Origin of the sequence: Stenotrophomonas sp. CASM114 (genome assembly GCF_049384325.1) — a bacterium.
Lineage (GTDB): Bacteria > Pseudomonadota > Gammaproteobacteria > Xanthomonadales > Xanthomonadaceae > Stenotrophomonas > Stenotrophomonas muris.
The window spans coordinates 1-23023 of sequence record NZ_JBMRGJ010000025.1; the positions used below are offsets into that span (position 1 = coordinate 1).

A 23023-nucleotide genomic window follows, 5' to 3' on the forward strand; every position below is an offset into this window, starting at 1 on the left:
ACCACACACGCGCATCAGGATTCATGAGGTTGCCGGCCAGCGGCCGGCACTACCTGCATCGCCGATGGAAACCAGCGTGTCGCCAGCTCCACATGCGGCCCCGCTAGAATGACTGCATGACCGAATTCATCCCGCCCGGCACCCGCTTCCACGCCCTGCCCTCGCCGTTCCCGTTCAAGCGCGGTGGCGCCCTGCATGGCGCACGCGTGGCTTACGAGACCTGGGGCACGCTGGCCGCTGACGCCGGCAATGCGATCCTGATCGTGACCGGCCTGTCGCCGGATGCGCATGCGGCGGCCAACGAGGCCAATCCGGCGCCGGGCTGGTGGGAAGCGATGGTTGGCCCCGGCAAACCCATCGATACCCGCCGCTGGTTCGTGGTCTGCGTGAATTCGCTGGGCAGCTGCAAGGGATCGACCGGCCCCGCCTCGATCAACCCGGCCAGCGGTGAGCCCTACCGCCTGGACTTCCCCGAGCTGTCGATCGAAGACGGCGCTCGCGCCGCGATCGAAGTCGTGCGTGCGCTGGGCATCGCGCAGCTGGCCTGCGTGGTCGGCAATTCCATGGGCGGGATGACCGCGCTGGCCGTGCTGATGCTGCACCCGGGCATCGCGCGCAGCCACGTCAACATTTCCGGCAGTGCGCAGGCGCTGCCGTTCTCGATCGCGATCCGCTCGCTGCAGCGCGAGGCGATCCGTCTCGACCCGCGCTGGAATGGCGGCCACTACGACGATGCCGAGTACCCCGAGTCCGGCATGCGCATGGCGCGCAAGCTGGGCGTGATCACCTACCGCTCGGCACTGGAATGGGATGGCCGCTTCGGCCGCGTGCGGCTGGATTCGGACCAGGCCGACGACGATCCGTTCGGGCTGGAATTCCAGGTGGAAAGCTATCTGGAAGGCCACGCACGGCGCTTCGTGCGTTTCTTCGATCCCAACTGCTATCTGTACCTGAGCCGTTCGATGGATTGGTTCGACCTGGCCGAGTACGCCGACGGCGACGTGCTGGCCGGGCTGGCGAAGATCCGGGTGGAGAAGGCACTGGCCATCGGCGCCAACACCGACATCCTGTTCCCGGTGCAGCAGCAGCAACAGGTCGCCGACGGCCTGCGTGCCGGCGGTGCCGATGCGCGCTTCATCGGCCTGGAATCGCCACAGGGCCATGATGCCTTCCTCGTCGATTTCGAGCGTTTCGGCCCGGCCGTGCGCGGCTTCCTCGACGCGCTGTAAGTGGCGTGGCGGCGTAACCTCGCGCTGGCCGCCTTCGGCGCGCTGACCGCCTTGATGATCAGCGGCGTGCTGCCGCTGTGGCTGGGTGGCTGGTGTCTGCTGGCCAGTGCGGTGTCGTTCGGCCTCTATGGCCATGACAAGCGCGCGGCGCAGCGAAAGCGATGGCGCATTCCCGAGCGCACCCTGCAGCTGCTGGCCTTCGCCGGAGGCTGGCCCGGCGCGCTGCTGGGCCAGGCGCTGTTCCGCCACAAGCATCGCAAAGCCGCATTCCAGTGGGTGTTCTGGCTGTGCGTGCTGGCCAACGTGGCCTCGATCGCGGTGATGCTGCGCGAGTTCTCCCATTGACCGGCCTGTAGAGCCGAGCCCATGCTCGGCTGGCTTGCTTCCGGAGCCGAGCATGGGCTCGGCTCTACAGTAGATCCACGCCATGCGTGGATGTGCCGACCAAGGTCGGCATCTACCGAAGCACTTCGCGCTCCAACGCCCCGTCGCGCAACCGGTACTGCGCATCGACCACGCCTTCGGGCAGGTCGTCGTGGGTGATCATCAGCAGGCTGCGCCCGTCCAGCAACCCGGAAAGGTCCTGCAACAGCGCACGTGCGGTATCCACGTCCAGGCCTTCGGTGGGTTCGTCGAGCAGCAGGATCGGCGCATTGCGCAGCAGCGCGCGCGCCAGCGCCAGGCGTCGTGCCTGGCCCGCCGACATCGTCGCGCCGTTCTCGCCCACCCAGGCCTGCAGGCCACCGTTGCGCTCGGCCCAGTCGCCCAGGCGCACGCGACGAAGGACCGCCCACAACGCGGCATCGCGGGCGTCGGGATCCCCCAGCTGCAGGTTCTCGGCCACGGTACCGGCAAACACCGGTGCGTTCTGCGGAAGCCAGGCCAGCTGGCGGTGCCACTCGGCCTGGGCGACGTCGCGCAGGTCGCGTCCGCCATAGGTGATTCGCCCCTGTTGCGGATCCCACAACCGCAGCAGCAGGCTGGACAGCGTGGTCTTGCCGCTGCCGCTGTCGCCACGGATCGCGATGCGTTCCCCCGGTGCCAGGGTCAGCTGCAGGCCGGACAACACCGGCCGAGCGGCACCTGGCCACTGGAAGTGCACGTCATCCCAATGCACGCGCGCCACCTGGGGTACCGGCTGCGGCGTCTGCGGATCCTCCACCGTCGGCGGTTGTTCGACGATGGCCTGCAGGCGGTCGGCAGCAATGCGCCCGGACTGCAGCGACTGCCAGGCCAGGCCCATGCCGGCCCAAAGTTCGATCAGCGCCACGGTCAGGAAGACGAGGCCTGCGGCCATTTCCGGCGCGATGTGCTGCTGTTCGGCGGCGTGCAGGGCCAACGCCAGCATCGCCACCAGGCCCAGCCCCGCCACCAGGCCGTGCAGGGTCGAGGCCGCGATCAGGCGCCAACGCCGACGACGATCACGCGAGGCCAGCTGCTTGGCGGCCACGCGTACCTTCAGCTGCCAAGCCGCATCGGCATGCAGCGCAGCCAGGTCACCGGCCCCCTCCAGCCCTTCGAATGCAGCGGTGCGCAACGCCGCGCGGTGCGCGGCACGATCGGCCTCTTCGTCATCGTGGCCACGCACGCCCAGCCACGGCACGCCGAAGGCGATCAGCAGCGCCAGCACCGCCAGCAGTACCGCCGCCGAGGGCAGGATCAGCGCTGCCGAGGCAACCGCCACCAGCGACAGCGCGCCCAGCGCCACCAGCGGCCCGATCGCACGCACCAGCAGCCCATCCACTTCGCCGATGTCCCCCAGCAGCCGCGCCAGCAGCTCGCCGGTGCGCGTGGCGCCCAATCGTGCCGGCGCCAGTGGCAGCGCGCGGCGGAAGAACCACACGCGCAGGTCGCGGGCGATGCGCAGCGTGGCATCGTGGCCGACCAGCTTTTCGAAGTAGCGCGACACGATGCGCGCCATGGTCAGGCCACGGATGCCGGCCGAGGGTGAGAAGAAGTTGAAGCCCTGGCCGAGGCCGGCCGCACCGGCCAGCGCGGCCGCCGTGAGGAAACCACCGGACAGGCCCAGCAGCGCCGTGCCGGCCAGCATCGTGGTCCACAGCAGCAGCAGGGTCAGCAACAGGCGCGGCCGGTGGCGCAGGAATACCGCGCGCAGCGAATCAGGCGAACGGCTCATGCGCGCACCGCCTGTGCCGGCTCGACCAGGCGGCCTTCCGGCAACAGCAGGCAACGATCGGCCCAGGCGATCACCGCCGGGCTGTGGGTGGCGACCACTACGCTGCGCCCGCGCGCATACGCGGCCAGGCTGCGCAGCAGCGCCGCCTCGGTATCGGCATCGAGGAACGCGGTGGGTTCGTCCAGCAGCAGCACCTGCGGGTCGCGCAGCAGCAGGCGGGCCAGGCCAATGCGGCGGGCTTCACCACCGGACAGGCCGAAGCCGCGTTCGCCGATCACCGTGTCCAGCCCCTGCGGCAGGCGCTGGGCAAACTGCAGGACCTGCGAAGCCTCGGCCACCGCGCGCAACCGCGCATCGCTGGCTGCGGGATCGGCCAGGCGCAGATTGTCGGCGATGCTGCCATGGAACAGGTACGGTCGCTGGCTGGCATAGGCCACCTGCACGCCGGGGCGCAGCTGCAGCTTGCCGGCACGCGGCGGCAACCAACCGGCCAGCGCCTCCAGCAGCGTGCTTTTGCCGGACCCGCTGGGACCGACCAGGGCCAGGCGCTGGCCCGGCTCCAGCAGCAGGTCCAGATCCCGCAGCACATCCTGCGGCGCACCCAACGGGCGCAGTACCAGTCCTTGCGCCTGCAGTGGCGGCAAGGCGGCCTCGGCCGGCTCCACCGCCAGCGGCGCAACCTCGTTCTCGATCAGGCCCTGCTCGTCCGGCAGCGACTGCAGCAGGCGCTCCACTTCGGCGGCGGCGGCCAGTGCATTGGCGCGATCATGGTAGTGCGCAGCCAGCCGTCGCAGCGGCGCATAGAACTCCGGCGCCAGCAGCAGGCAGAACAGGCCCGCACCCAGCGTCGGCACCGCTGCATGCAGCGACATCATGCCCAGATAGCTCAGGCCCAGGTACAGCGCCACCATCGCCACGCTCACCGAGGCGAAGAATTCCAGCACGGTGGACGACAGGAACGCGATGCGCAGCACCTTCAGGGTGCGCACGCGCACGCCTTCGGCGGCGGCCTCGATGCCGGCCAGTTCGGCTTCGCCGCGGCCATACAGGCGCAGCAGGCCCAGGCCCTTGATGCGGTCGGCGAAATGGCCGCTCATGCGCGCCAGTTCGCCCAGCTGCGCGCGCCCGGCGGCTTCAGCGCCCCAGCCCACCAGCATCATGAAGAACGGCACCAGCGGCGCGGTGAACAGCAGGATCAGCGCCACCACCCAGTCCACCCAGGCGACAGCGGCCAGGATCAGCAGCGGCACCACCACCACTTCGGTGCGCACCGGCAGGAAGCCGCTGTAATAGCTCTCGATCGCATCACCGTGATGCAGCATCAGTTCGCCCAGTTCACCGGTGCGGCGCTGCCGCAGCCAGAGCGGGCCCTGGCCCAGCAGGCGCGCGAACACGCGTTCGCGCAGTGCCAGCCGGGCGGCGTCGGCCACGTCACCGGCGGCGGCCTGGGTGGCGCTGCCCAGCAGGGTGCGCAGCACCAGGATCACCGCCAATCCCGCCAGCACCGGCAGGCCAGAGGCCAGCGGCACGCGCTCCACCAGCACCTGCTGCACCAGCCAGGCGATGGCGGCAGCCTGCCCGATCAACAGCGCGCCGGACAGGCTGATGCACAGCGCGGCCAGGCGCTGGCGGCCCCGGGCGGAGCGTGCCAGGTCGGCCAGCCAGGCCGTGCGCACACGCCGCTGGCGGGCGGTTTCAGCTTCCGGGGACAGGCCGTCAGGGGTCGTTTCGGCAGCGCTCAAGAGGTCTTCACGGGCAGCGGGGGAGACACGGCATTGTAGGCGCAGGCAATAGCCCGCCCCTGCGGCCGGCGGTCGCAGTCTTCATCAGGTTGGCATACGATCAACCGGGGCACCTGTTCATACATTGATCTGGATCAAGGCTGTTTGAAGTAGTCGGTCACATCATTCACGTCGTAGACCACCCTTCCCGCCACCTGCAACGGCACTATCCAACGAGGTAGCCAGGCCATGATTGATCAGACAGTCGTAGAACTGTCGCGGCTGCAATTCGCGCTGACCGCGATGTACCACTTCCTATTCGTACCGCTCACCCTCGGCCTGTCCTTCATGGTGGCCATCATGGAGAGCGTGTACGTGATGACCGGCAAGGAGATCTGGCGCAGGATGACCCTGTTCTGGGGCGTCCTGTTCGGCATCAACTTCGCCATGGGCGTTGCCACCGGCATCGTCATGGAATTCCAGTTCGGCATGAACTGGTCCTACTACAGCCACTACGTGGGTGACATCTTCGGTGCGCCACTGGCGATCGAAGGCCTGATGGCGTTCTTCCTGGAAGCGACCTTCGTCGGCCTGTTCTTCTTCGGCTGGAACCGCCTGAGCAAGGTCAAGCACCTGATGGTGACCTGGCTGATGGCGCTGGGGACCAACCTGTCGGCGATCTGGATCCTGGTGGCCAATGGCTGGATGCAGAACCCGACCGGTGCGGTGTTCAACCCGGAAACCATGCGCATGGAAGTGGTCGACTTCATGGCGGTGGTGTTCAACCCGGTGGCGCAGGCCAAGTTCGTGCACACCGTCAGCGCCGGCTACGTGACCGGTGCGGTGTTCGTGATGGCGATCAGCGCCCTGTTCCTGCTGCGCAACAAGCACAAGGACCTGGCCCGTCGTTCGTTTGCGGTGGCCGCGGCGTTCGGCCTGCTGTCATCGCTGTCGGTGGTCGTGCTGGGTGACGAGAGCGGTTACGCCGCCAGCGAACACCAGAAGATGAAGCTGGCCGCGATCGAGGCGATGTGGGAGACCGAGCGAGCGCCGGCCGACTTCACCGCCTTCGGCATCCCCAACCAGGAGACTCACCAGAACGACTACGCGGTGAAGATCCCCTACCTGATGGGCCTGATCGCCACCCGCTCGTTGAACCAGCCGATTCCCGGCATCCTGGAACTGGTCGAGCGCGCCGAACACCGCGTGCGTGGCGGCCAGCTGGCCTACGGTGCATTGGAACGCCTGCGCGCCAACAAGAACGACGTTGAAGCGCGCGAGATGTTCGACCGCCACTGGCAGGACCTGGGCCACGGCCTGCTGCTCAAGCGCTATCGCGATGACATCCTCAACGCCACCCCGCAGGAGATCTCGCAGGCGGCGATGGACACGGTGCCGCGCGTGATGCCGTTGTTCTGGACCTTCCGCGTGATGGCCGGCCTGGGCTTCTACCTGATCGCCTTCTTCGCGCTGGCCTTCTACTACTCCTGCCGCAACAACTTCCAGGACAAGCGCTGGTTCCTCAAGCTGGCCCTGTGGACGCTGCCGGCACCGTGGATCGCGATCGAGTGCGGCTGGTTCGTGGCCGAGTATGGTCGCCAGCCGTGGGCGGTCGATGGCGTGCTGCCGACCTTCTATGCGGCGTCGGGCCTGGCCCTGCATGAAATCGTGCTGACCCTGGCCGGCTTCACTGCCATCTACACCGCGCTGATCGTGGTCGAGATCAAGCTGATGCTCAAGGCGATCCGCAAGGGTCCGGACGAGGTGCTGCCGTCGCTGCAGTCGCCCCAGCCGCATGCTTCCCACAATGCCTCGGCGCCGGCCGCCGGCCAGGCCTGAGGCAGGAGAACCAAGATGGATTTCATTCTTCTGGACTACACCACGCTGCGCGTGATCTGGTGGCTGCTGCTCGGCATCCTGCTGATCGGTTTCGCCGTGATGGATGGTTTCGACCTGGGCGTGGGCACCCTGCTGCCCTTCGTCGCCCGCAACGACGCTGAGCGCCGGCTGGTGATCAATACCATTGGTCCGGTCTGGGAAGGCAACCAGGTGTGGCTGATCCTGGGCGGCGGCGCGATCTTCGCCGCCTGGCCGCCGCTCTACGCGGTCAGCTTCTCCGGGTTCTACCTGGCGATGTTCGTGATCCTGTTCGCCCTGATCCTGCGTCCGGTCGGCTTCAAGTTCCGCAGCAAGATGCCCAGCGAGCGCTGGCGCAACACCTGGGACTGGGCGCTGTTCATCGGTGGCTTCATCCCGGCGCTGATCATGGGCGTGGCGGTGGGCAACGTGGTGCTGGGCGTGCCGTTCCACTTCGATGACAGCATGCGCATCTTCTACACCGGCTCGTTCTTCGGCCTGCTGATGCCCTTCGCACTGCTGGCCGGCCTGCTCAGCGTGTCGATGCTGGTCGCCCACGGTGCCGCCATGCTGGTGCTGAAGACCGACGGCCCGGTGGCCGAGCGTGCGGCCCGCTTCGGCAGCATCGCCGCGATCATCGCTTTCGTGCTCTTTGCGGTCGGCGGCGCCTGGGTGGCCTTCGGCCTGCCGGGCTACCAGATCACCTCGCAGGTGGTCACCGACGGCGCCACCAATCCGCTGCTGAAGACCGCCGAACTCGGCGCCGCCGGTGGCTGGATGCGCAACTACAGCACGATGCCGGCCACGATCCTGGCCCCGCTGCTCGGCCTGGCCGGCCTGCTCGCCAGTGCGGTGCTGCTGCGTGCCCGCCGCGGCGGCCTGGCCTTCATTGCCTCCGGTGCGGCCATCGCCGGCATCATCCTGACCGTCGGCTTCGCCATCTTCCCGTTCCTGCTGCCGTCCTCGAGCCAGCCCACCTCCAGCCTGACCGTGTGGGATGCCTCGTCCAGCCACCTGACCCTGTGGATCATGCTGCTGGCCACGGCGGTGTTCCTGCCGATCATCCTCGCCTACACCACCTGGGTGTACCGCGTGCTGAAGGGCAAGACCACCACCGAAGAGATGGGCAACAACCCGAACGCGTATTGATTGCTTGCACGTGTGCCGACCAACGGTCGGCACCTACCCGGAATGAAGGAGACTGATCATGTGGTATTTCGCCTGGATTCTCGGTGCCGGCCTCGCCTCCACGGTGGCCATCCTCAACGGCATGTGGTTCGAAGCCCGCGAGCAGAACCGCATCGAGAAAGAAAATCGTCGCTGAGCTGTAAAAAAACCTTGCCGCCTTGGCCTTCACACGGTATCTTAGGCGGCTCCTTCGGGGTGTAGCTCAGTCTGGTAGAGCGCTACGTTCGGGACGTAGAGGTCGCAGGTTCGAATCCTGTCTCCCCGACCACTTCGGTGGTCGCATTGAAGCCTGGTGAAGTCGTCCAGGCTTTTTTGTTCCCTGAAGTGGCACTGCTTCGGCAGTGTGAAGAAAACAGCATTCACCCCTTGCCGCCATCGGGGTGAATCGCTAGAATAGGCGGCTCCCTTCGGGGTGTAGCTCAGTCTGGTAGAGCGCTACGTTCGGGACGTAGAGGTCGCAGGTTCGAATCCTGTCTCCCCGACCACTTCGGTGGTCACCAAGAAGCCTGGAAGACATCACTGTCCTCCGGGTTTTTTTGTATCAGGCACCTGGCCGCCCGCATGACGGGACCTTGCCGGAGCCCGCACGTACAATGGCCGCGCTGCCGGCCCGCCAGCAGCCCCTCCCCCACCTGCCGCTTCGGCGTAGACCGATGCCGGCGCTGCATGCCATTGCCCCGGCGTGCGACACCTGCAAGGACCACCGATGAGTTCCTCCCCTTCCGATTCGCCGTCGCTGCTGCACGGCCGCGTCCTCGCATTCGCCGCGATCCTGCTGGCAGCGATCAACCTGCGCACCGCGGTCACCTCGATCACTCCGCTGCTGGACGTGCTCGGCCAGCAGTTCGGTTTCGGTACCACCATGACCGGCGTGCTGGGCATGCTGCCGACCGCGTCGTTCGCACTGTTCGGCGTGGCCACGCCGGCACTGGCGCGGCGCCTCGGGCTGGAGCGCACCACGCTGCTGGCGATGGTGATGGCGATGGCCGGCCTGCTGCTGCGTTCCAGCGCCGGCAACGTCGGCACGCTGCTGTTGGGTTCGGTGGTGGCACTGGCCGGCATGGGCATCGGCAACGTGGTGGTGCCGCCGCTGGTGAAGCGCTATTTCGCCAACAAGGTCGGCACCATGAGCACGCTCTACATCAGCGTGCTGCAGCTGGGCACGATGCTGCCGGCACTGCTGGCGGTGCCGGTGGCCAACGCCGCAGGCTGGCGCGTGTCGCTGGGCATGTGGGCGCTGCTGGCGCTGGCTGCCGCACTGCCGTGGCTGGTGCTGGCCACGCGCGCGCCGAAGCCGCAGTCCAACGTGTCCGATCCGACCGCGCAGCCGCATGGCAAGGTCTGGCGCACGTCACTGGGCTGGAGCATGACGCTGATGTTCGGCATGACCTCGCTGATGACCTACTCGATGTTCACCTGGCTGCCGCGCATCGTGGTCGAGGCCGGTGGCACGCCCGCGTTCGGTGGCGTGATGGTCGCCGTGTTCTCGGCGCTGGGCCTGCTGCCATCGCTGGTCATTCCGTCGATGGCGGTGCGCATGCAGAACCCGTTCCCGCTGGTGCTGATCGGCTTTTTCTCGTTCGTGATCGCCTTCACCGGCCTGCTGCTGGCACCGATGAAGGCCCCACTGCTGTGGGCCTGCCTGCTCGGCGTCGGCCCATCCACCTTCCCGCTGGCACTGACCCTGATCAACCTGCGCACCCGCACCCCGACCGGCTCGGCGGCGCTGTCCGGCTTCATGCAGGGCGTGGGCTACAGCTTCAGCTGCCTGGGCCCGTTCCTGGTCGGCTGGCTGCACACGGTCAGCGACGGCTGGACCCTCCCGTTCAGCTTCCTGTTCGGCTGCGCCGCCCTGATGCTGTGCGCCTCGTGGGTGGCCTGCAAGCCGCGCAAGCTGGAAGATCTCTGGTAAGCCACGTGGGGCCCGCAACCGGGCCCACCTACCATTCGTCAGCCCGTCTGCGCATTTTGACGCCGGGCTGACAATTCCGGGCGGATAGTGCCCACGAATGCCCATCCTTGCCGCGTGCCGGCATCGGGCATGGGGGCGGCAGCGCCGCCCGGGCCACCACTCGGTGTGCGGGGGACTTTCGTTTCAGACAAGACATCGCAGGTCGCTGTCCGGGTTGTATCCGTCTTCGCTGGGCGGGAATGCACGAAGGGAGTGACGCGGGCCACGGCCACGCCAAAAGCTGGCATGTGATGTGCGTCACATTTTTCAGGTTGTCTGGTTCGGAAGCCAAGGGGGTCCCCAATGGTTGTCCACCGCCGGCTGGCGCTCTGCGTCGGCCTCGCCTGCACCGCCCTGGCCTGGGCCAGCAGCGCTGCCCCGCCCGACCGCGAAGCAGCGTTGGCCGAGATCGGCCGCTATCGAGACCAGGCGCGTTGGCTGGACGCCCTGGGCACGATCGAGCGCGCCAGCCAGCAGCAACCCAACGACGACCTGCTGTTCAAGCTGCGCGTATTGACGCTGGGCGACATCGGCAACGCCTGGCGTGCGTGGGAGCTGTACCAGCAGCGCCCGCAACTGTTCGACGCTGCGCAGAAACAGCGCCTGGAAGGCGACTACCTGGCCAAGCTGGTGGTCTGGAGCCTGGCCTACAGCAGCAGCGAGGACAGCCGCCTGGAAGAAGCCGAATCGACCCTGGCCCGCATGCAGCGCTACCTCGGCGGCGAAGGCACCCCGTCCTCGCAGGCACCACTGCGGATCCGCATGGACCGGCTGATCCTGCTCAACCGGCTGGGCCGCCATGCACAGGTCCGCGAGGAAGCGCGGGCACTGCAGGCCGAAGGCCACACCCTGCCCGACTACGTGCTGCCCGCAGTGGGCGATTCGTTGATGGGCACCCTGCACCCGGAAGAAGCCATCCCGGTGCTGCAGGCGGCCGTCGCTGGCGACCCGACGCGCGACGCCTCGCATTCGGAACTTGCTTACGCCTACCTGGAAAGCGAGCAGCAGGAAAAGGCCATCGACCTGCTGCAGGCATGGCGCGACAAGGAGCCGGCGTGGCGCTGGAGCAACGGCAAGTCGCCGTACGCGAACTGGTCGCGCTACGAGGCCGATCTCAACCTGGCGATGGTGCGCGCCTACAGCGGCGACCTGCACACCGCGCAGCACGACCTGGAGTCGATGGTCGAGATCGCACCCGGCAACGGCGGGCTGCAGAGTGCGCTGGGCAGCGTCTACATGATGCGCGGCTGGCCACGCCGGGCGCTGCAGCGCCAGCAGATGGCACACGCGCTCGATCCGCGGGACATCGAACCGCGGCTGGGCATGGAAGAGGCCTATGTCGCCCTGCAGCGCGACGACCTGGCGCGGCCGCTGCACGATGACCTGGTCGCACGCTACCCCACCCAGCCGGCAGTCGAACGCATGGACCAGGCCTGGCGCGCGCATCGCGGCTGGCAGCTGAAGGCATGGACCGACATCGGCCGCAGCTCCGGGGGCGGTGGTACTTCGCCCCTGGGCAACAACGACCGCCACTACGGCGTGGACGTGGAGACGCCGGTCCTTGATGACCGCTGGCGGTTGTTCGCCCTCGCCGACCGTCGCGTGACCGACTTCCAGGACCAGCGCATCGATCCCCTGTGGCTGGGTGCGGGCGTGCGTTACCGCTTCGGGCAGCTGGATGCGGAAGCGGCGGTCCTGCGCGCCAACGATCACATCGGCGACACCGGCCTGCGCGTCGGCGTCGGCTGGCAGTTCAACGATTCCTGGCACGCCGGCGTGGTGGTCGCACGCAATGACCCGGAGGCCTCGATGCAGGCGCGCGCGGCCGGCATCACCGCCGACAGTGTGAGCGCACAGGTGGACTACCGGCGCAGCGAGCTCACCCACTGGACGTTCGGCGCGAGCCGCTTCCGCTATGACGACGGCAACCACCGCGAGCTGTTCGGCACCAGCGTCCAACAGCGCCTGCTGACCCGCCCACGCTGGCTGGTCGATGGCCTGGCCAGTGCCTACACCAGTCGCGGCAGCCGCGATGATGCGCCCTACTTCAACCCGAAGCGCGACCGCATGGTCGAGATCGGCATGCGCATCGACCAGCAGCTGTGGCGGCACTACGAGCGCCACTTCCGGCACCGGCTGACCGTCTCGCTGGGCGACTACTGGCAGGACGGCTTCGGCAGCGCGTTGGTGCCGTCGGTGTCCTACATGCACGAGTGGCAGCTGGGCCCTGGCCGCGTGTTCGAGTATGGCGTGCGGTGGTCACGACCGGTCTACGACGGCCATCGCGAGCGCCATATCGGCTTCGAAGCCGCATTGCGCTGGGGAGACTGACATGGCCCGCTTCCTGCGACTGATCGTGCTCCTGCTGCTGGCCTGCGTGCCACCGGCGTTCGCGCAGCAGCCCCTGCATCTTGATGCGATCGACAACGGCCTGCTGATCCTCAGCTACCACGACATCCGCGACAAGGTGGCCGCCAAGGGTGATGCCGATTCCTATGCGGTGAGCACGCAGAACTTCGCCGCGCACCTGGACTGGCTGGGCGCGCACGGCTACCACCCGGTTTCGCTGTCGCAGCTGATCGAGGCCTCGCAGGGCCGCGCCACGCTGCCTCCCAAGCCGGTGCTGCTGACCTTCGACGATGGCCTGCGCAGCGTCTACGACAAGGCGTTCCCGCTGCTGCAGGCCTACCACTACCCGGCCCTGGTGGCGGTGATCACCGATTACGTGGACATGGCACCGGGCCGCACCATCGACTACGGCTACCGCCCGTTCGGCCATGATGACTTCGTGACCTGGGCGCAGCTGAAGCAGATGCACGACAGTGGCCTGATCGAAGTGGCCAGCCATACCGACGACCTGCACCACGGCGTGCTTGCCAATCCGCAGGGAAACTCCACGCCCGCCGTGGTCACCCGCATCTACACCCCGGCCACGCGCAGCTACGAGAGCGGGACACAGTATGAGCAGCGCCTGCGCGCTGATCTTTCGCGCAGCGTGCAGCGCATCCAGCAGCACCTGGGCGTGCGCCCGCGCGCCATCGTCTGGCCATATGCCGCGTACAACCAGTTGAGCAACGACATCGCCGAGCAGCTGGGCATGCCGGTTTCGTTCGACCTGGAAGGCCGTAGCACGCCAGTGGCCAGCGACCTGCACGGGCTGGCACGATTGCTGGTGAGCAACAACCCGACCGTGGAAGGCCTGGCCTACGAACTGCGCCGTGACGTGGCGCTCGATGGCATCCGCGCCCTGCAGATCGATCTGGATGACATGTATGACCCGGATCCAGCGCAGCAGGCACGCAATCTCGATGCATTGATCGAGCGGGTCAAGCGCATCGCGCCGACCCATGTCTATCTGCAGGCCTTTGCCGACCCGGACGGCAACAACACCGCCGATGCGCTGTATTTCCCGAACCGGCACATGCCGATGCGGGCGGACCTGTTCAGCCGCGTCGCCTGGCAGCTGAAATCCCGCGCGGGCGTGAAGGTCTACGCGTGGTTGCCAGTGCTCGGCTTCGAACTGCCCGACCCGGAGCAGCGCAAGGTGCTGGCGATCCGCAATGGGGATGCCGACGGCATGTACCGGTTGGATTTCACCAACCCGAAGGCCAGGCAGATCATGCTCGACATCTACGAGGACCTGGCGGTCAATTCCTACTTCGAAGGCCTGCTTTTCCATGACGACGGCTACCTGCGCGACACCGAGCTGCCCGCCCTGGCGGCCGGCGAAGATGGCAGCGCACGTACCCAGGCACTGATCGACTTCACCCTGGCCCTGCGCAACAGCGCGCAGCGCTGGCGGCCGAAACTGGCAACGGTGCGCAACCTGTATGCCGAGCCGGTACTCCGCCCGCAGAGCGAAGCCTGGTTCGCGCAGCGCCTGGACCTGTTCAACAAGGCCTACGACCAGACGGCGCTGATGGCGATGCCGTGGATGGAAGGCAGCAGGCACCCCGAGCGCTGGCTCGGCCAGTTGCTGGCCGCGGTACGCGCGCACGACCCGCAGCTTCAGCACACGCTGTTCGAGCTGCAGACCGTCGATTGGCGCAGCGGGCAGCCGATTCCCGCCGGGCGCCTGCGTGCGCAGATCCGCCAGTTGCAGGCGCAGGGCGTGCACCACTTCGCCTGGTACCCCGATGACTTCATCGCCGACCAGCCCTCCACCCGCGATGCCCGCGCGGCAATGTCCGCCGGCAACTTCCCGTACCCGGAGAAGTGACGTGGACATGCATCCGCTGCTGCAGGTCCTGTTCCAGTTCGCCTTCTACTACCCGATGGTGATGGCGTTCTTCTGGATGTCCGGTGGCCTGTACTACTACTTCCGGCGCGAGCGTCACTCACGTCCGCGCAACGATCCGCCCTTGATGATCGCCCCTCCCTTCGCGACCTTGCTGGTGCCCTGCCACAACGAAGCAGAAAACCTGGACGACACGCTCACTGCGGCGCTGGCCCAGCGCTACCCCGCCGATTACGAAGTGATCGCCATCGACGATGGCAGCAGCGATGACACCGGCGCACGGCTGGATGCGCTGGCGGCAAGGCATCCACGGCTTCGCGTGCTGCACCTGGACCGCAACCTGGGCAAGGCCAATGCGCTGCGCATGGGCGCACTGGCCGCACGCTCGGAGTACCTGGTGTGCATCGATGGCGATGCGATGCTGGAAGAGCATGCACTGCACTGGATGGTCTGGCACCTGGTCAGTGGCAACCGGGTCGGTGCGGTCACCGGCAACCCGCGCATCCGCAACCGCTCCACCCTGCTCGGACGCCTGCAGGTGGCGGAATTCTCCTCGATCATCGGCATGATCAAGCGGGCACAGCGCGTGTATGGCCGCATCTTCACCATCTCCGGCGTGATCGCCGGCTTCCGCCGCACTGCCCTGCACCAGGTCGGCTGGTGGTCGGATGACATGGTGACCGAGGACATCGACATCAGCTGGCGCCTGCAGCGCGCGCACTGGGACATCCGCTACGAACCCAATGCGCTGTGCTTCATCCTGATGCCGGAGACGCTCAAGGGCCTCTGGCGGCAGCGCCTGCGCTGGGCCCAGGGCGGCGTGGAAGTGATGCTGCGCCACGCGCGCTCGCTGCTGCACTGGAAAGAGCGGCGCATGTGGGGCGTGCTGCTGGAGTACGTGTTGAGCGTGGTCTGGGCCTACACGATGCTGTTCATCGTGCTGCTGTGGGTACTGGGCAAGTTCATCGAGCTGCCGCCGCAGCTGCATATCGCCAGCCTGCTGCCGGAGTGGCATGGCGTGATCCTGGCGCTGGTCTGCCTGCTGCAGTTCGCCAGCAGCCTGATCATCGACCGGCGTTACGAAACACAGATTGGACGCAATTACTTCTGGGTCATCTGGTACCCGATGGCGTACTGGCTGATCAGCCTTTCCACCACCCTGGTGGCGCTGCCCAAGACGCTGCTGCGCCGTCGCAGCAAGCGCGCCACCTGGACCAGCCCTGACCGGGGGATCCGATGAACGCGCAACGCCCGTCCAACCGCTTCGACTCGCGGATGATCCGCAAGCCGCATCGCCAGCCACACTTCCAGCGCACGGCCTGGGGCTTCGTCACCCTGGCGTTCTGGGGCTTCTACTTCTATCTGTGGGCCCCCTTGGTGACCCTGCTCTCGTGGTTGATCGGTGGCCAGCTGGCCTGGCGGCAGCTCTACGAACGGCAGAACCAGTTCGACCCGTACGTGCTGGTCGCGCTGCCATTGATGCTGCTGTGCGCCAGCGTGCTGCTGATCACCTGGGCCGAGTACAACCGCGCCCGCTTCCGTGGCCGCGAACGCCGCCTGCCGCGGCCCCTGGCCAGCCTCAACGAAGTGGCCGCCGATCTGGGCGCCAGCACCGGGCTGGCCGAACGCCTGATGGGCTGCAAGGCCGCCACGCTGCACATGGATGATCACGCACGGCCGGTCGGAATCCGCCGCGAGGTGGTGTAACCCGACGACCTGGTAGCTGCCGGCCTTGGTCGGCACCGGGGTTTGCCGCGAAGAGCATCCACGCGCGGCGTGGATCCACTTATGTACGCGTCTGCCCTTCGCCGCGCACGACAAATCGTTCAACGGTGAGGGCTTCCAAGCCCATCGGGCCGTAGGCGTGCAGGCGCGTGGTGGAAATACCGATCTCACTGCCCAGGCCCAGCTGGCCACCATCGGAGAAGCGCGACGAAGCGTTGACCATCACCACCGCCGAGCGCAGCGCGTTGACGAAGCGCTCGGCGTGGCCGGTGTCCTCGGTGGCGATCACTTCGGTGTGGTCGGAGGTATAGGTGCGGATGTGCGCGATGGCTGCATCAAGATCATCGACCACGCGCACCGCCAGCACCAGATCGAGGAACTCGGCGGCGTAATCCTCCTCGGTCGCCGCCGTGCTGCCCGGCAGCAACGGCTGCGCCTGCGCATCGGCGCGCAGCTGCACCCCACGCTCACCCAGCGCCTGCGCCACGCGCGGCAGGAACGCATCAGCCACGGCGCGGTGCACCAGCAGCGTCTCCAGCGAATTGCACGCCGCCGGCCGGCTGCACTTGCCGTCCACCAGCAGGTCGATGGCCTTGCCGAGGTCGGCGCTGGCGTCCACGAACAGGTGGCACACCCCCTTGTAATGCTTGATCACCGGCACGCGCGCGTGCTCGGCCACGAAACGGATCAGGCCTTCGCCGCCACGCGGAATGGCCAGGTCGATCAGCTCATGCAGCTGCAGCAGTTCCAGCATCGCCTCGCGGCGCAGGTCGGTGAGCACGGTCACCGCCGCCGGCGGTACGCCGTTGGCCTTCAATGCACCGGCCAGCGCCTGGGCGATGGCGGTATTGGAGTGGATCGCTTCGGAACCACCGCGCAGGATCACGCCATTGCCGGCCTTCAGGCACAGCGCGGCGGCTTCGGCCGTCACGTTCGGGCGCGCCTCATAGATCATCGCGATCACGCCCAGCGGCACGCGCACCTTCTGCACGCGGATGCCGTTGGGACGTACGTCGTCGCGCGTCACCTGGCCGACCGGGTCAGGCAGCGCGGCCACCTCGCGCACCGCCTCGGCCATCGCGAACAGCCGCGGCGGGTCCAGTGCGAGGCGGTCGAGCATGGCACTGCCAACGCCCTTGTCGCGCGCGGCGGCGAGGTCGCGTGCGTTGCCGGCCAGGATCAGTCCGGCATTTACTTCCAGGGCCTGCGCCATCGCCAGCAGCAGCGTGCGTCGCGCCGCACTGTCCAAGCCGGCAACGATCTGCGCTGCATCACGGCAGGCGCGCGCCTGGGCTTCGATTTCGCTCATCGGGGTGTCCTTCAAACCGGTCATGGCAGCACCAGGTCGTCACGATGGACGACGCTACCACCGTAGTTGTAGCCCAGCACGGCCTGGATGTCGCGCGAATGATGGCCGGCGATCCGGCGCACGTCGTCGGCCGCGTACTGGCTGACGCCGCGGGCGACACAGACACGCCCCTGCGGTGCGATCCAGCACACCTGCACCATGTCGCCGCGGCGGAATGCCCCCTCGGCAGCGGTGATGCCGCCGGGCAGCAGCGAGGCGCCCTTCTCCCGCATCGCCTGTGCCGCACCGGCATCGACGACGATCGCGCCCTCGGCCAGCGGCGCGTGCCGCAGCCAGTGCTTGCGGGCAGCCTCGCGGCTGCGTGCGGCGTGGATGCGGGTGCCGAACAGGCGGTCCTGCGCCAGCGCGCGCACCACATCGCTGCTGCGGCCGTTGAACAGGTAGGTCTCGATGCCGAGGCGGCCCGCCTTGGCCGCCGCCTCAAGCTTGGTACGCATGCCGCCGGTGCCGGCGCGCGAGCCGGCGCCGCCGGCCATCGCCAGCACATCGTCACTCAGTTCCGGCACGTCGTGCAGTGGCCGCGCGTCGGCCACGGTGCGCGGATCTGCGCTGTACAGGCCGTCGATGTCGGTGGCGATGAACAGTGCATCGGCATCGACCAGCGCGGCCACGGTCGCGGCCAGGTTGTCGTTGTCACCGAGCTTGAGCTCGTCCACCGATACGGTGTCGTTCTCGTTGACCACCGGCAGCGCACCCAGCCGCAGCAGTTCGCTCAGCGTGGCGCGTGCATTGAGGTAGCGGCGGCGGTTGCGCAGGTCGTCGTGGGTCAGCAGCACCTGCGCCACCGGGCGCTCGAAGAAGCGCTGCCAGAGCCCGATCAGCTGCGCCTGGCCGAGCGCGGCCAGGGCCTGGCGCGCCGCCATCGCCGCACCGGGTTCATCGGCCCGCGGCAGGATCGCGCGCCCCGCCGCAACCGCGCCGGAGGAGACGATCACCACCTCGCGCCCAGCCAGTACGTTGGCGGATACAAACTGGGCCAGGCCCAGCGCGTGGCGTGGCGACAGGCCGCCACCATCGGCCGCCAGCAGGCTGCTGCCAACCTTCAGCACCGCACGCCGCCATGGCGGCAGCGCCTGTTGCGGGAACGGCGAAGCGACGGTGGCGGCGTGCAGGGTCATCGGTCAGGGCCTCAGCGGGTATTCCATTCGTGCACGGTCAGCTCGGAAGCGTGCATCGTCACCAGCGGATCGGTGGCGACGATCGCCCGCGCCTGTTCCAGGCTCTCGACGTTGCACAGCACATAGGCGCCACCGCTGCCATCGGCGAAACCACCGGTCAGCTGCAGCTTTCCCTGTGCCTGCAACGCCTCGAGGAAATCGCGGTGCGGCTGCACCGCCGCATCGTTGAAGTCCGGCCGGCGCATCGCCATCACCAGGTAGACAGTGCCCGCCATCAGGACAGCGCCTGCCAGCGTGCGCGCAGTTCGTCCAGGCGCAGATCGGCGGCCGAGCCCGGCGATACACGCGCAGCCAGGCTGCCTTCCGGGGTACGTCCCTGCCCTGCGCTGTCGGCACCGGCTGCAGCGGCCTTGTAGGCCTCGCGGAACGGCACACCGGCCACCGCCGCTTCCACGGCGACGTCGGTGGCATACATGCCCGAATCGATCGCTGCGCGCAGCCTGTCGTCACGCCACTCCAGATTGGCCAGCAGCGCCGGCAGCAGTTCCAGCGCGGCCAGGCCACGGCCGAAGCCGTGGAAGATGGCGCCCTTGGACGACTGCAGGTCACGGTGATAACCCGAAGGCAGCGACAGCAGCTGCTCGATCTCGGTGCGCGCGGCGGCGACGCTGGCGTGGGTCGCACGCATCAGCTCGATCACGTCCGGGTTGCGCTTGTTGGGCATGATCGAACTGCCGGTGGTGTACTGCGCCGGCAGCGCGACGAAGCCGAACTCGGCGCTGGTGAACAGCGACAGGTCCCAGGCGATGCGGCGCAGGTCCAGCGTAGCGCCACCGAGCGCTTCCAGCGCGGCCAGCTCGAACTTGCCGCGCGACAGCTGTGCGTAGATCGGCGAGATCTGCATGCGCGCGAAACCGAGCGCGGCCGTGGTGTGCTCGCGGTCCAGCGGCAGGTTCACCCCGTAGCCGGCGGCGGTGCCGAGCGGATTGGCGTCGACCAGCGCATGGGTGTCACGGGCGCGGATGGCGTTGTCGATGAAGGCCTCGGCCCATCCGGCCCACCACATGCCGGCCGAAGAAACCACGGCGCGCTGGATATGGGTATAGCCGGGAATCGGCAGGTCCTTCTCGGCCTGCGCACGGTCCAGCGCGATCTTGGCCACGTCGGTGCTGAGCCCGGCCACGCGCAGCAGCTTCTCCTTCAGCCACAGGCGGGTGGCGACCAGGATCTGGTCATTGCGGCTGCGGCCGGTGTGGATCTTGCGGCCAGCGTCGCCGAGGCGTTCGGTCAAACGCGCTTCGATTGCTGAGTGACCGTCTTCGTACTGCGTATCCAGCACGAAGCGGCCTTCACGGAAATCCTGCGCCAGCACGTCGAGCTCGCGCAGCAGGCCTGCCAGCTCGTCGGCGCTGAGGATGCTGATGTGCTGCAGGCCCTGCGCATGCGCGGCGCTGGCAGCGATGTCATGCAGGAAGAACTCGCGGTCGAGGATCACGTCGTCGCCGGCGAGGAAGGTCTGGATCTGGGCGTCGACAGCGACGCCGGGCTTCTGCCAAAGAAGGTCTGCCATGGGGGCTCCGGAAGGCGTGTTCAGTGCGGGATCGACGTCAGTTCGTCGATGCCCAGCGCAAGGTTGAGGTTCTGCATGGCCTGGGTGGCCGCGCCCTTGAGCAGGTTGTCCAGGGTCGCCACCACCACCACCCGCTTGCCGCCCGGGGCCAGGGTGAAGCCACCGACCTGGGCACCGTGGCGGCCGGCGATGCGGCTGACCCACGGCGCTTCATCCACCACTTCGATCAGGGGTTCGCCGGCATAGGCCTGCTGGAAGCGCTCGACGATCTGTTCGCGGGTCTGCACGCGGTTCAGCCACAGGTTGGCGGTCAGCGTGATGCCGCGGAAATGCGGCGCGACGTGCGGCATGAACTCGACGGCCACGCCCAGCTGCACCGACACCTCGCGCTCGTGCACGTGGTTGGTCAGCGCATACGGCATCAGGTTGTCGGCCAGCAGTTCGACGTTGTTCTTGTCCGACGGCGTGGTACCGGCACCGGAGTAGCCGGAGACACCGAAGCACTGCGGCGGGCCGGCCAGCAGGTCCAGCAGCGGATGCACCGCCAGCTGCATCGCCGTGGCATAGCAGCCCGGGTTGCTGATGTGCTTCTGGCCGTTGTAGCGGCCGCGGGTCAGCTCCGGCAGGCCGTAATACCAGCTGTTGTCGAAGCGGTAGTCGGCCGAGAGATCGACGATGACGGTGTCCGGCTTGGCGGCTTCAAGCGCGGCCACGAACGGTGCGGCCAGGCCGTTGGGCAGGGCCAGGATCACCGCGTCCACGCCTTTGGCGGCCACCGCGTCGGCATCCAGGTTCTCGTACTGCAGCTCGCCCTGGAATTCCGGGTGGTGGTCGGACAGGCGCTGCCCAGCGCGCTCGCGCGAGGAGACGAAGGCCAGTTCCAGGCGCGGATGGGCGGCCACCAGCTTGATCAGCTCGGCGCCGGTATGGCCGCGGGCCCCGACGATGCCCAGGGTGAAAGTCGAATCGTTCATGCGTGGCTGTCCAGGCGGTACTGCAGGTGGCGCTTCACGCCCTGCCATTCCGCATCGATGATGGAGAAGATGACGGTGTCGCGCGGCGTGCCGTCGGCGTGCCGCTTGTGGTTGCGCAGCACGCCATCCTGCTTGGCGCCGAGGCGTGCGATGGCGGTGCGCGAAGTGAAGTTGAACCAGCTGGTCTCGAACACGACGCTCAGGCACTGCAACCGCTCGAACGCGTGGCTGAGCAGCATCAGCTTGGTCTCGGTGTTGACCCCGGTGCGTTGCGCAGACTCGCCATACCAGGTGTAACCGATACTCAGGCGCGGCACGTCCGCTTGCAGATCGTAGTAGCGGGTGGTGCCGACAATCTGGTCGTTGGCATCGAACACCACGAACGGCAGCACCCTGCCTTCGGCCTGCGCCTGCAGCGCTGCCTGCACGTAGCCGGCCATGGTCTTCGCATCGGGCACCTGGGTGTACCAGAGCCTGGACAACGCGCCATCGCCAAGCGCGCCGCGCAGGCCATCGATATGCCCCATCTGCAGCGGCTCCAGCCGCGCATGGGTGCCCGCCAGCGTAGGGACCTTGGTCCAGTCGGCATGGTTCATGTGTTCAGCCCTGCAGGCTCGGCGCGCGCCGGGCGCAATGGTCGACATAGGTCTTGATCCGGTCGATGCCGTCGGCGCCGAACCAGAACACCTTCCAGTGGTCCTGCTTGTAGCAGCCGTCGGATTCAGCGTAATAGAAGTGGTTGATCGGATTGCCATGGCGCGAACGCCAGAACAGCTGCGGGGTTTCCTCCAGCATCACGTTCCAGACCGCGCGGCCCAGGCCCTCGCCCTGCGCATCGTCGAGCACGGCGAACTTGTCCAGGTACACGCCCTCGGCCTCGTCGGTGAGGATCACCGCGGTGCGGTAGTTCTCGCTGACGTAGGCGCGCAGCAGCTTCGTCTTTTCGAAGTACTCCGGCACCAGGGTGCGGCCGAAGCTGGATTCGATCAGGCCTTTCAGGCGCGGCAGGTCCAGCTCGTTCCAGGCGGTGGCGCGCAGCACCTTCTCGCCCTTGCGCACCAGCGTGCCCGACCCCTTGTGGGTGAACAGTTCCTTGGCCAGGTCGGCCGGGCGCGTGATCGACACCGACGATTCCAGCGGCAGGCGATCGAGCAGATCCTTGATCTGTTCGATCTTCACCTTCATGCCGCCGTGGATCCACGGCTGCGCGATCAGGTGGTCGTACTCGGTGGACAGGTTGATCGAATCGATCACGTTGCCCTGCTCGTCCAGCAGGCCGCCAGTGCCGGTCAGGAAGATGATCTTGTATGGCTGCAGTTCCTGCACCAGCTCGTTGGCGGCGAAGTCGGCGTTGACGTTGAGGATCTGGCCGCCAGCGGTCTCGCCCAGGCTGGTGATGACCGGGATCGACCCGGCACGCAGGCTGGCCTCGATCGGTGCCAGGTTGACCTTCTTCACCTCGCCGACCAGGCCGTAGGTGTCCACGTCCAGGTACTCGGCCTCGAACACGCCGCCGGTGATCGAGGTGGCGCGCGCGCCGTTCTGCTGCAGCGCCTCGACCAGGCGCAGGTTGGACTGCTGGAACACCCGGCGCACGATCGCCAGCGCTTCCGGCGACGTCACGCGCAGGCCGTTGACGGTCTGCTTCTCGATGCCGGCGGCCGACAGTTCGGCATCCAGCTGCGGTCCGGCACCGTGCAGCACGATCGGGGTCAGCCCGACTTCCTGCAGGAACGACAGCGAAGAGGTCAGCGCGTCGAGGTCGTCGCGCAGCACCGCGCCGCCGACCTTGACCACGGCGAAGCGCTTGGCGTCCAGCTGCGAGAAGCGCTTGAGGTACTGGCTGATCTCCTTCGCGCTGGCCATGCTGGAAAGCAGGCGCACGATGGTCTGGCGGGTCTGGCGGTGGGGCTGGAGGGCAGGAGACATTTCGGTTTCGTCACAGGC

General features: G+C 67.6%; 19 protein-coding genes and 2 tRNA genes. 12 read left to right on the forward strand and 9 right to left on the reverse strand.

The features are described 5' to 3' along the window. Window positions 1-116 precede the first annotated feature (116 nt). Window positions 117-1229, forward strand: coding sequence for a homoserine O-acetyltransferase MetX (gene metX / locus VG566_RS17930; protein ID WP_046431707.1), 1113 nt, complete (start codon window positions 117-119; stop codon window positions 1227-1229). Beyond that, a complete protein-coding gene (locus tag VG566_RS17935) occupies window positions 1230-1574 on the forward strand; it encodes a DUF1294 domain-containing protein (RefSeq protein ID WP_014647770.1) in 345 nt (114 codons plus the stop codon). Between the two features lie 112 nt (window positions 1575-1686). Here VG566_RS17935 and cydC read toward each other — a convergent pair whose 3' ends face one another. Together cydC and cydD are read right to left on the reverse strand one after the other, a co-directional pair. Continuing rightward, window positions 1687-3366 (reverse strand): thiol reductant ABC exporter subunit CydC, encoded by a 1680-nt coding sequence (gene cydC / locus VG566_RS17940; protein WP_241884896.1) that lies wholly within the window; start codon window positions 3364-3366, stop codon window positions 1687-1689. Next, a complete protein-coding gene (gene cydD / locus VG566_RS17945; RefSeq protein ID WP_014647772.1) occupies window positions 3363-5108 on the reverse strand; it encodes a thiol reductant ABC exporter subunit CydD in 1746 nt (581 codons plus the stop codon). Before cydD ends, cydC begins: the two co-directional genes overlap by 4 nt. Window positions 5109-5336: 228 nt before the next feature. Between cydD and VG566_RS17950 the strand changes: the two genes are divergently transcribed. The 10 genes from VG566_RS17950 (at window position 5337) to pgaD (ending at window position 16027) form a co-directional block, all read left to right on the forward strand. Continuing rightward, window positions 5337-6926, forward strand: a complete 1590-nt coding sequence (locus tag VG566_RS17950; protein ID WP_005410352.1) for a cytochrome ubiquinol oxidase subunit I — start codon at window positions 5337-5339, stop codon at window positions 6924-6926. A gap of 15 nt (window positions 6927-6941) precedes the next feature. Next, window positions 6942-8093 carry a cytochrome d ubiquinol oxidase subunit II gene (gene cydB / locus VG566_RS17955; protein ID WP_014647773.1) on the forward strand — a complete coding sequence of 384 codons (1152 nt, stop codon included), beginning with the start codon at window positions 6942-6944 and terminating at the stop codon, window positions 8091-8093. 58 nt (window positions 8094-8151) lie between these two features. Next, a complete protein-coding gene (gene cydX / locus VG566_RS17960) occupies window positions 8152-8268 on the forward strand; it encodes a cytochrome bd-I oxidase subunit CydX (RefSeq protein ID WP_005410354.1) in 117 nt (38 codons plus the stop codon). 55 nt (window positions 8269-8323) lie between these two features. Then, window positions 8324-8400 (forward strand) — tRNA-Pro (locus tag VG566_RS17965). A 140-nt stretch (window positions 8401-8540) separates the two neighbouring features. Then, window positions 8541-8617, forward strand: a tRNA-Pro gene (locus VG566_RS17970). 221 nt (window positions 8618-8838) lie between these two features. Continuing rightward, window positions 8839-10044 carry a CynX/NimT family MFS transporter gene (locus tag VG566_RS17975; protein ID WP_014647774.1) on the forward strand — a complete coding sequence of 402 codons (1206 nt, stop codon included), beginning with the start codon at window positions 8839-8841 and terminating at the stop codon, window positions 10042-10044. A 342-nt stretch (window positions 10045-10386) separates the two neighbouring features. Then, window positions 10387-12414 carry a poly-beta-1,6 N-acetyl-D-glucosamine export porin PgaA gene (pgaA, locus tag VG566_RS17980; RefSeq protein WP_423172662.1) on the forward strand — a complete coding sequence of 676 codons (2028 nt, stop codon included), beginning with the start codon at window positions 10387-10389 and terminating at the stop codon, window positions 12412-12414. A 1-nt stretch (window position 12415) separates the two neighbouring features. After that, complete coding sequence (pgaB, locus tag VG566_RS17985) at window positions 12416-14302, forward strand: poly-beta-1,6-N-acetyl-D-glucosamine N-deacetylase PgaB (RefSeq protein ID WP_241884894.1); 1887 nt, start codon at window positions 12416-12418, stop codon at window positions 14300-14302. 7 nt (window positions 14303-14309) lie between these two features. Further along, a complete protein-coding gene (pgaC, locus tag VG566_RS17990; protein ID WP_204324681.1) occupies window positions 14310-15560 on the forward strand; it encodes a poly-beta-1,6-N-acetyl-D-glucosamine synthase in 1251 nt (416 codons plus the stop codon). Continuing rightward, the gene (gene pgaD / locus VG566_RS17995) at window positions 15557-16027 is read left to right on the forward strand and encodes a poly-beta-1,6-N-acetyl-D-glucosamine biosynthesis protein PgaD (protein WP_164109447.1); all 471 of its coding nucleotides are present in this window, start codon (window positions 15557-15559) and stop codon (window positions 16025-16027) included. The genes pgaC and pgaD overlap by 4 nt, the downstream gene beginning before the upstream one ends. Before the next feature lie 79 nt (window positions 16028-16106). Here the strand turns inward: pgaD and VG566_RS18000 are convergent, their stop codons facing one another. Genes VG566_RS18000 through VG566_RS18030 form a run of 7 tightly spaced genes read right to left on the reverse strand, consistent with a single transcriptional unit; the run spans window position 16107 to window position 23005 of the window. Continuing rightward, window positions 16107-17378, reverse strand: coding sequence for a glutamate-5-semialdehyde dehydrogenase (locus tag VG566_RS18000; RefSeq protein WP_014647779.1), 1272 nt, complete (start codon window positions 17376-17378; stop codon window positions 16107-16109). Then, window positions 17375-18532, reverse strand: a complete 1158-nt coding sequence (proB, locus tag VG566_RS18005; protein WP_014647780.1) for a glutamate 5-kinase — start codon at window positions 18530-18532, stop codon at window positions 17375-17377. Before proB ends, VG566_RS18000 begins: the two co-directional genes overlap by 4 nt. Before the next feature lie 11 nt (window positions 18533-18543). Then, entirely contained in the window at window positions 18544-18807 is a 264-nt protein-coding gene (locus tag VG566_RS18010; RefSeq protein ID WP_014647781.1) for a YciI family protein, read from the reverse strand. Next, on the reverse strand, window positions 18807-20102 hold the full coding sequence (gene argH / locus VG566_RS18015) for an argininosuccinate lyase (protein ID WP_069116091.1): 1296 nt from the start codon (window positions 20100-20102) through the stop codon (window positions 18807-18809). Before argH ends, VG566_RS18010 begins: the two co-directional genes overlap by 1 nt. A gap of 20 nt (window positions 20103-20122) precedes the next feature. Further along, entirely contained in the window at window positions 20123-21076 is a 954-nt protein-coding gene (gene argC / locus VG566_RS18020) for an N-acetyl-gamma-glutamyl-phosphate reductase (protein WP_014647783.1), read from the reverse strand. Further along, window positions 21073-21672 (reverse strand): GNAT family N-acetyltransferase, encoded by a 600-nt coding sequence (locus VG566_RS18025; protein WP_014647784.1) that lies wholly within the window; start codon window positions 21670-21672, stop codon window positions 21073-21075. The genes argC and VG566_RS18025 overlap by 4 nt, the downstream gene beginning before the upstream one ends. 4 nt (window positions 21673-21676) lie before the next feature. Continuing rightward, window positions 21677-23005, reverse strand: coding sequence for an acetylglutamate kinase (locus tag VG566_RS18030; RefSeq protein ID WP_014037858.1), 1329 nt, complete (start codon window positions 23003-23005; stop codon window positions 21677-21679). Between the last annotated feature and the right edge of the window lie 18 nt (window positions 23006-23023).

Bases quoted from the DNA above. Each gene is read 5' to 3' on its own strand.
- VG566_RS17950 (WP_005410352.1), top strand. From the start codon at position 5,337: ATGATTGATCAGACAGTCGTAGAACTGTCGCGGCTGCAATTCGCGCTG.
- VG566_RS17975 (WP_014647774.1), top strand. From the start codon at position 8,839: ATGAGTTCCTCCCCTTCCGATTCGCCGTCGCTGCTGCACGGCCGCGTC.
- metX (WP_046431707.1), top strand. From the start codon at position 117: ATGACCGAATTCATCCCGCCCGGCACCCGCTTCCACGCCCTGCCCTCG.
- VG566_RS18025 (WP_014647784.1), bottom strand. From the start codon at position 21,672: ATGAACCATGCCGACTGGACCAAGGTCCCTACGCTGGCGGGCACCCAT.
- VG566_RS18000 (WP_014647779.1), bottom strand. From the start codon at position 17,378: ATGACCGGTTTGAAGGACACCCCGATGAGCGAAATCGAAGCCCAGGCG.
- argH (WP_069116091.1), bottom strand. From the start codon at position 20,102: ATGGCAGACCTTCTTTGGCAGAAGCCCGGCGTCGCTGTCGACGCCCAG.
- proB (WP_014647780.1), bottom strand. From the start codon at position 18,532: ATGACCCTGCACGCCGCCACCGTCGCTTCGCCGTTCCCGCAACAGGCG.
- cydX (WP_005410354.1), top strand. From the start codon at position 8,152: ATGTGGTATTTCGCCTGGATTCTCGGTGCCGGCCTCGCCTCCACGGTG.
- VG566_RS18010 (WP_014647781.1), bottom strand. From the start codon at position 18,807: ATGGCGGGCACTGTCTACCTGGTGATGGCGATGCGCCGGCCGGACTTC.
- pgaD (WP_164109447.1), top strand. From the start codon at position 15,557: ATGAACGCGCAACGCCCGTCCAACCGCTTCGACTCGCGGATGATCCGC.
- pgaA (WP_423172662.1), top strand. From the start codon at position 10,387: ATGGTTGTCCACCGCCGGCTGGCGCTCTGCGTCGGCCTCGCCTGCACC.
- VG566_RS18030 (WP_014037858.1), bottom strand. From the start codon at position 23,005: ATGTCTCCTGCCCTCCAGCCCCACCGCCAGACCCGCCAGACCATCGTG.
- cydB (WP_014647773.1), top strand. From the start codon at position 6,942: ATGGATTTCATTCTTCTGGACTACACCACGCTGCGCGTGATCTGGTGG.
- cydC (WP_241884896.1), bottom strand. From the start codon at position 3,366: ATGAGCCGTTCGCCTGATTCGCTGCGCGCGGTATTCCTGCGCCACCGG.
- pgaC (WP_204324681.1), top strand. From the start codon at position 14,310: ATGCATCCGCTGCTGCAGGTCCTGTTCCAGTTCGCCTTCTACTACCCG.
- pgaB (WP_241884894.1), top strand. From the start codon at position 12,416: ATGGCCCGCTTCCTGCGACTGATCGTGCTCCTGCTGCTGGCCTGCGTG.
- argC (WP_014647783.1), bottom strand. From the start codon at position 21,076: ATGAACGATTCGACTTTCACCCTGGGCATCGTCGGGGCCCGCGGCCAT.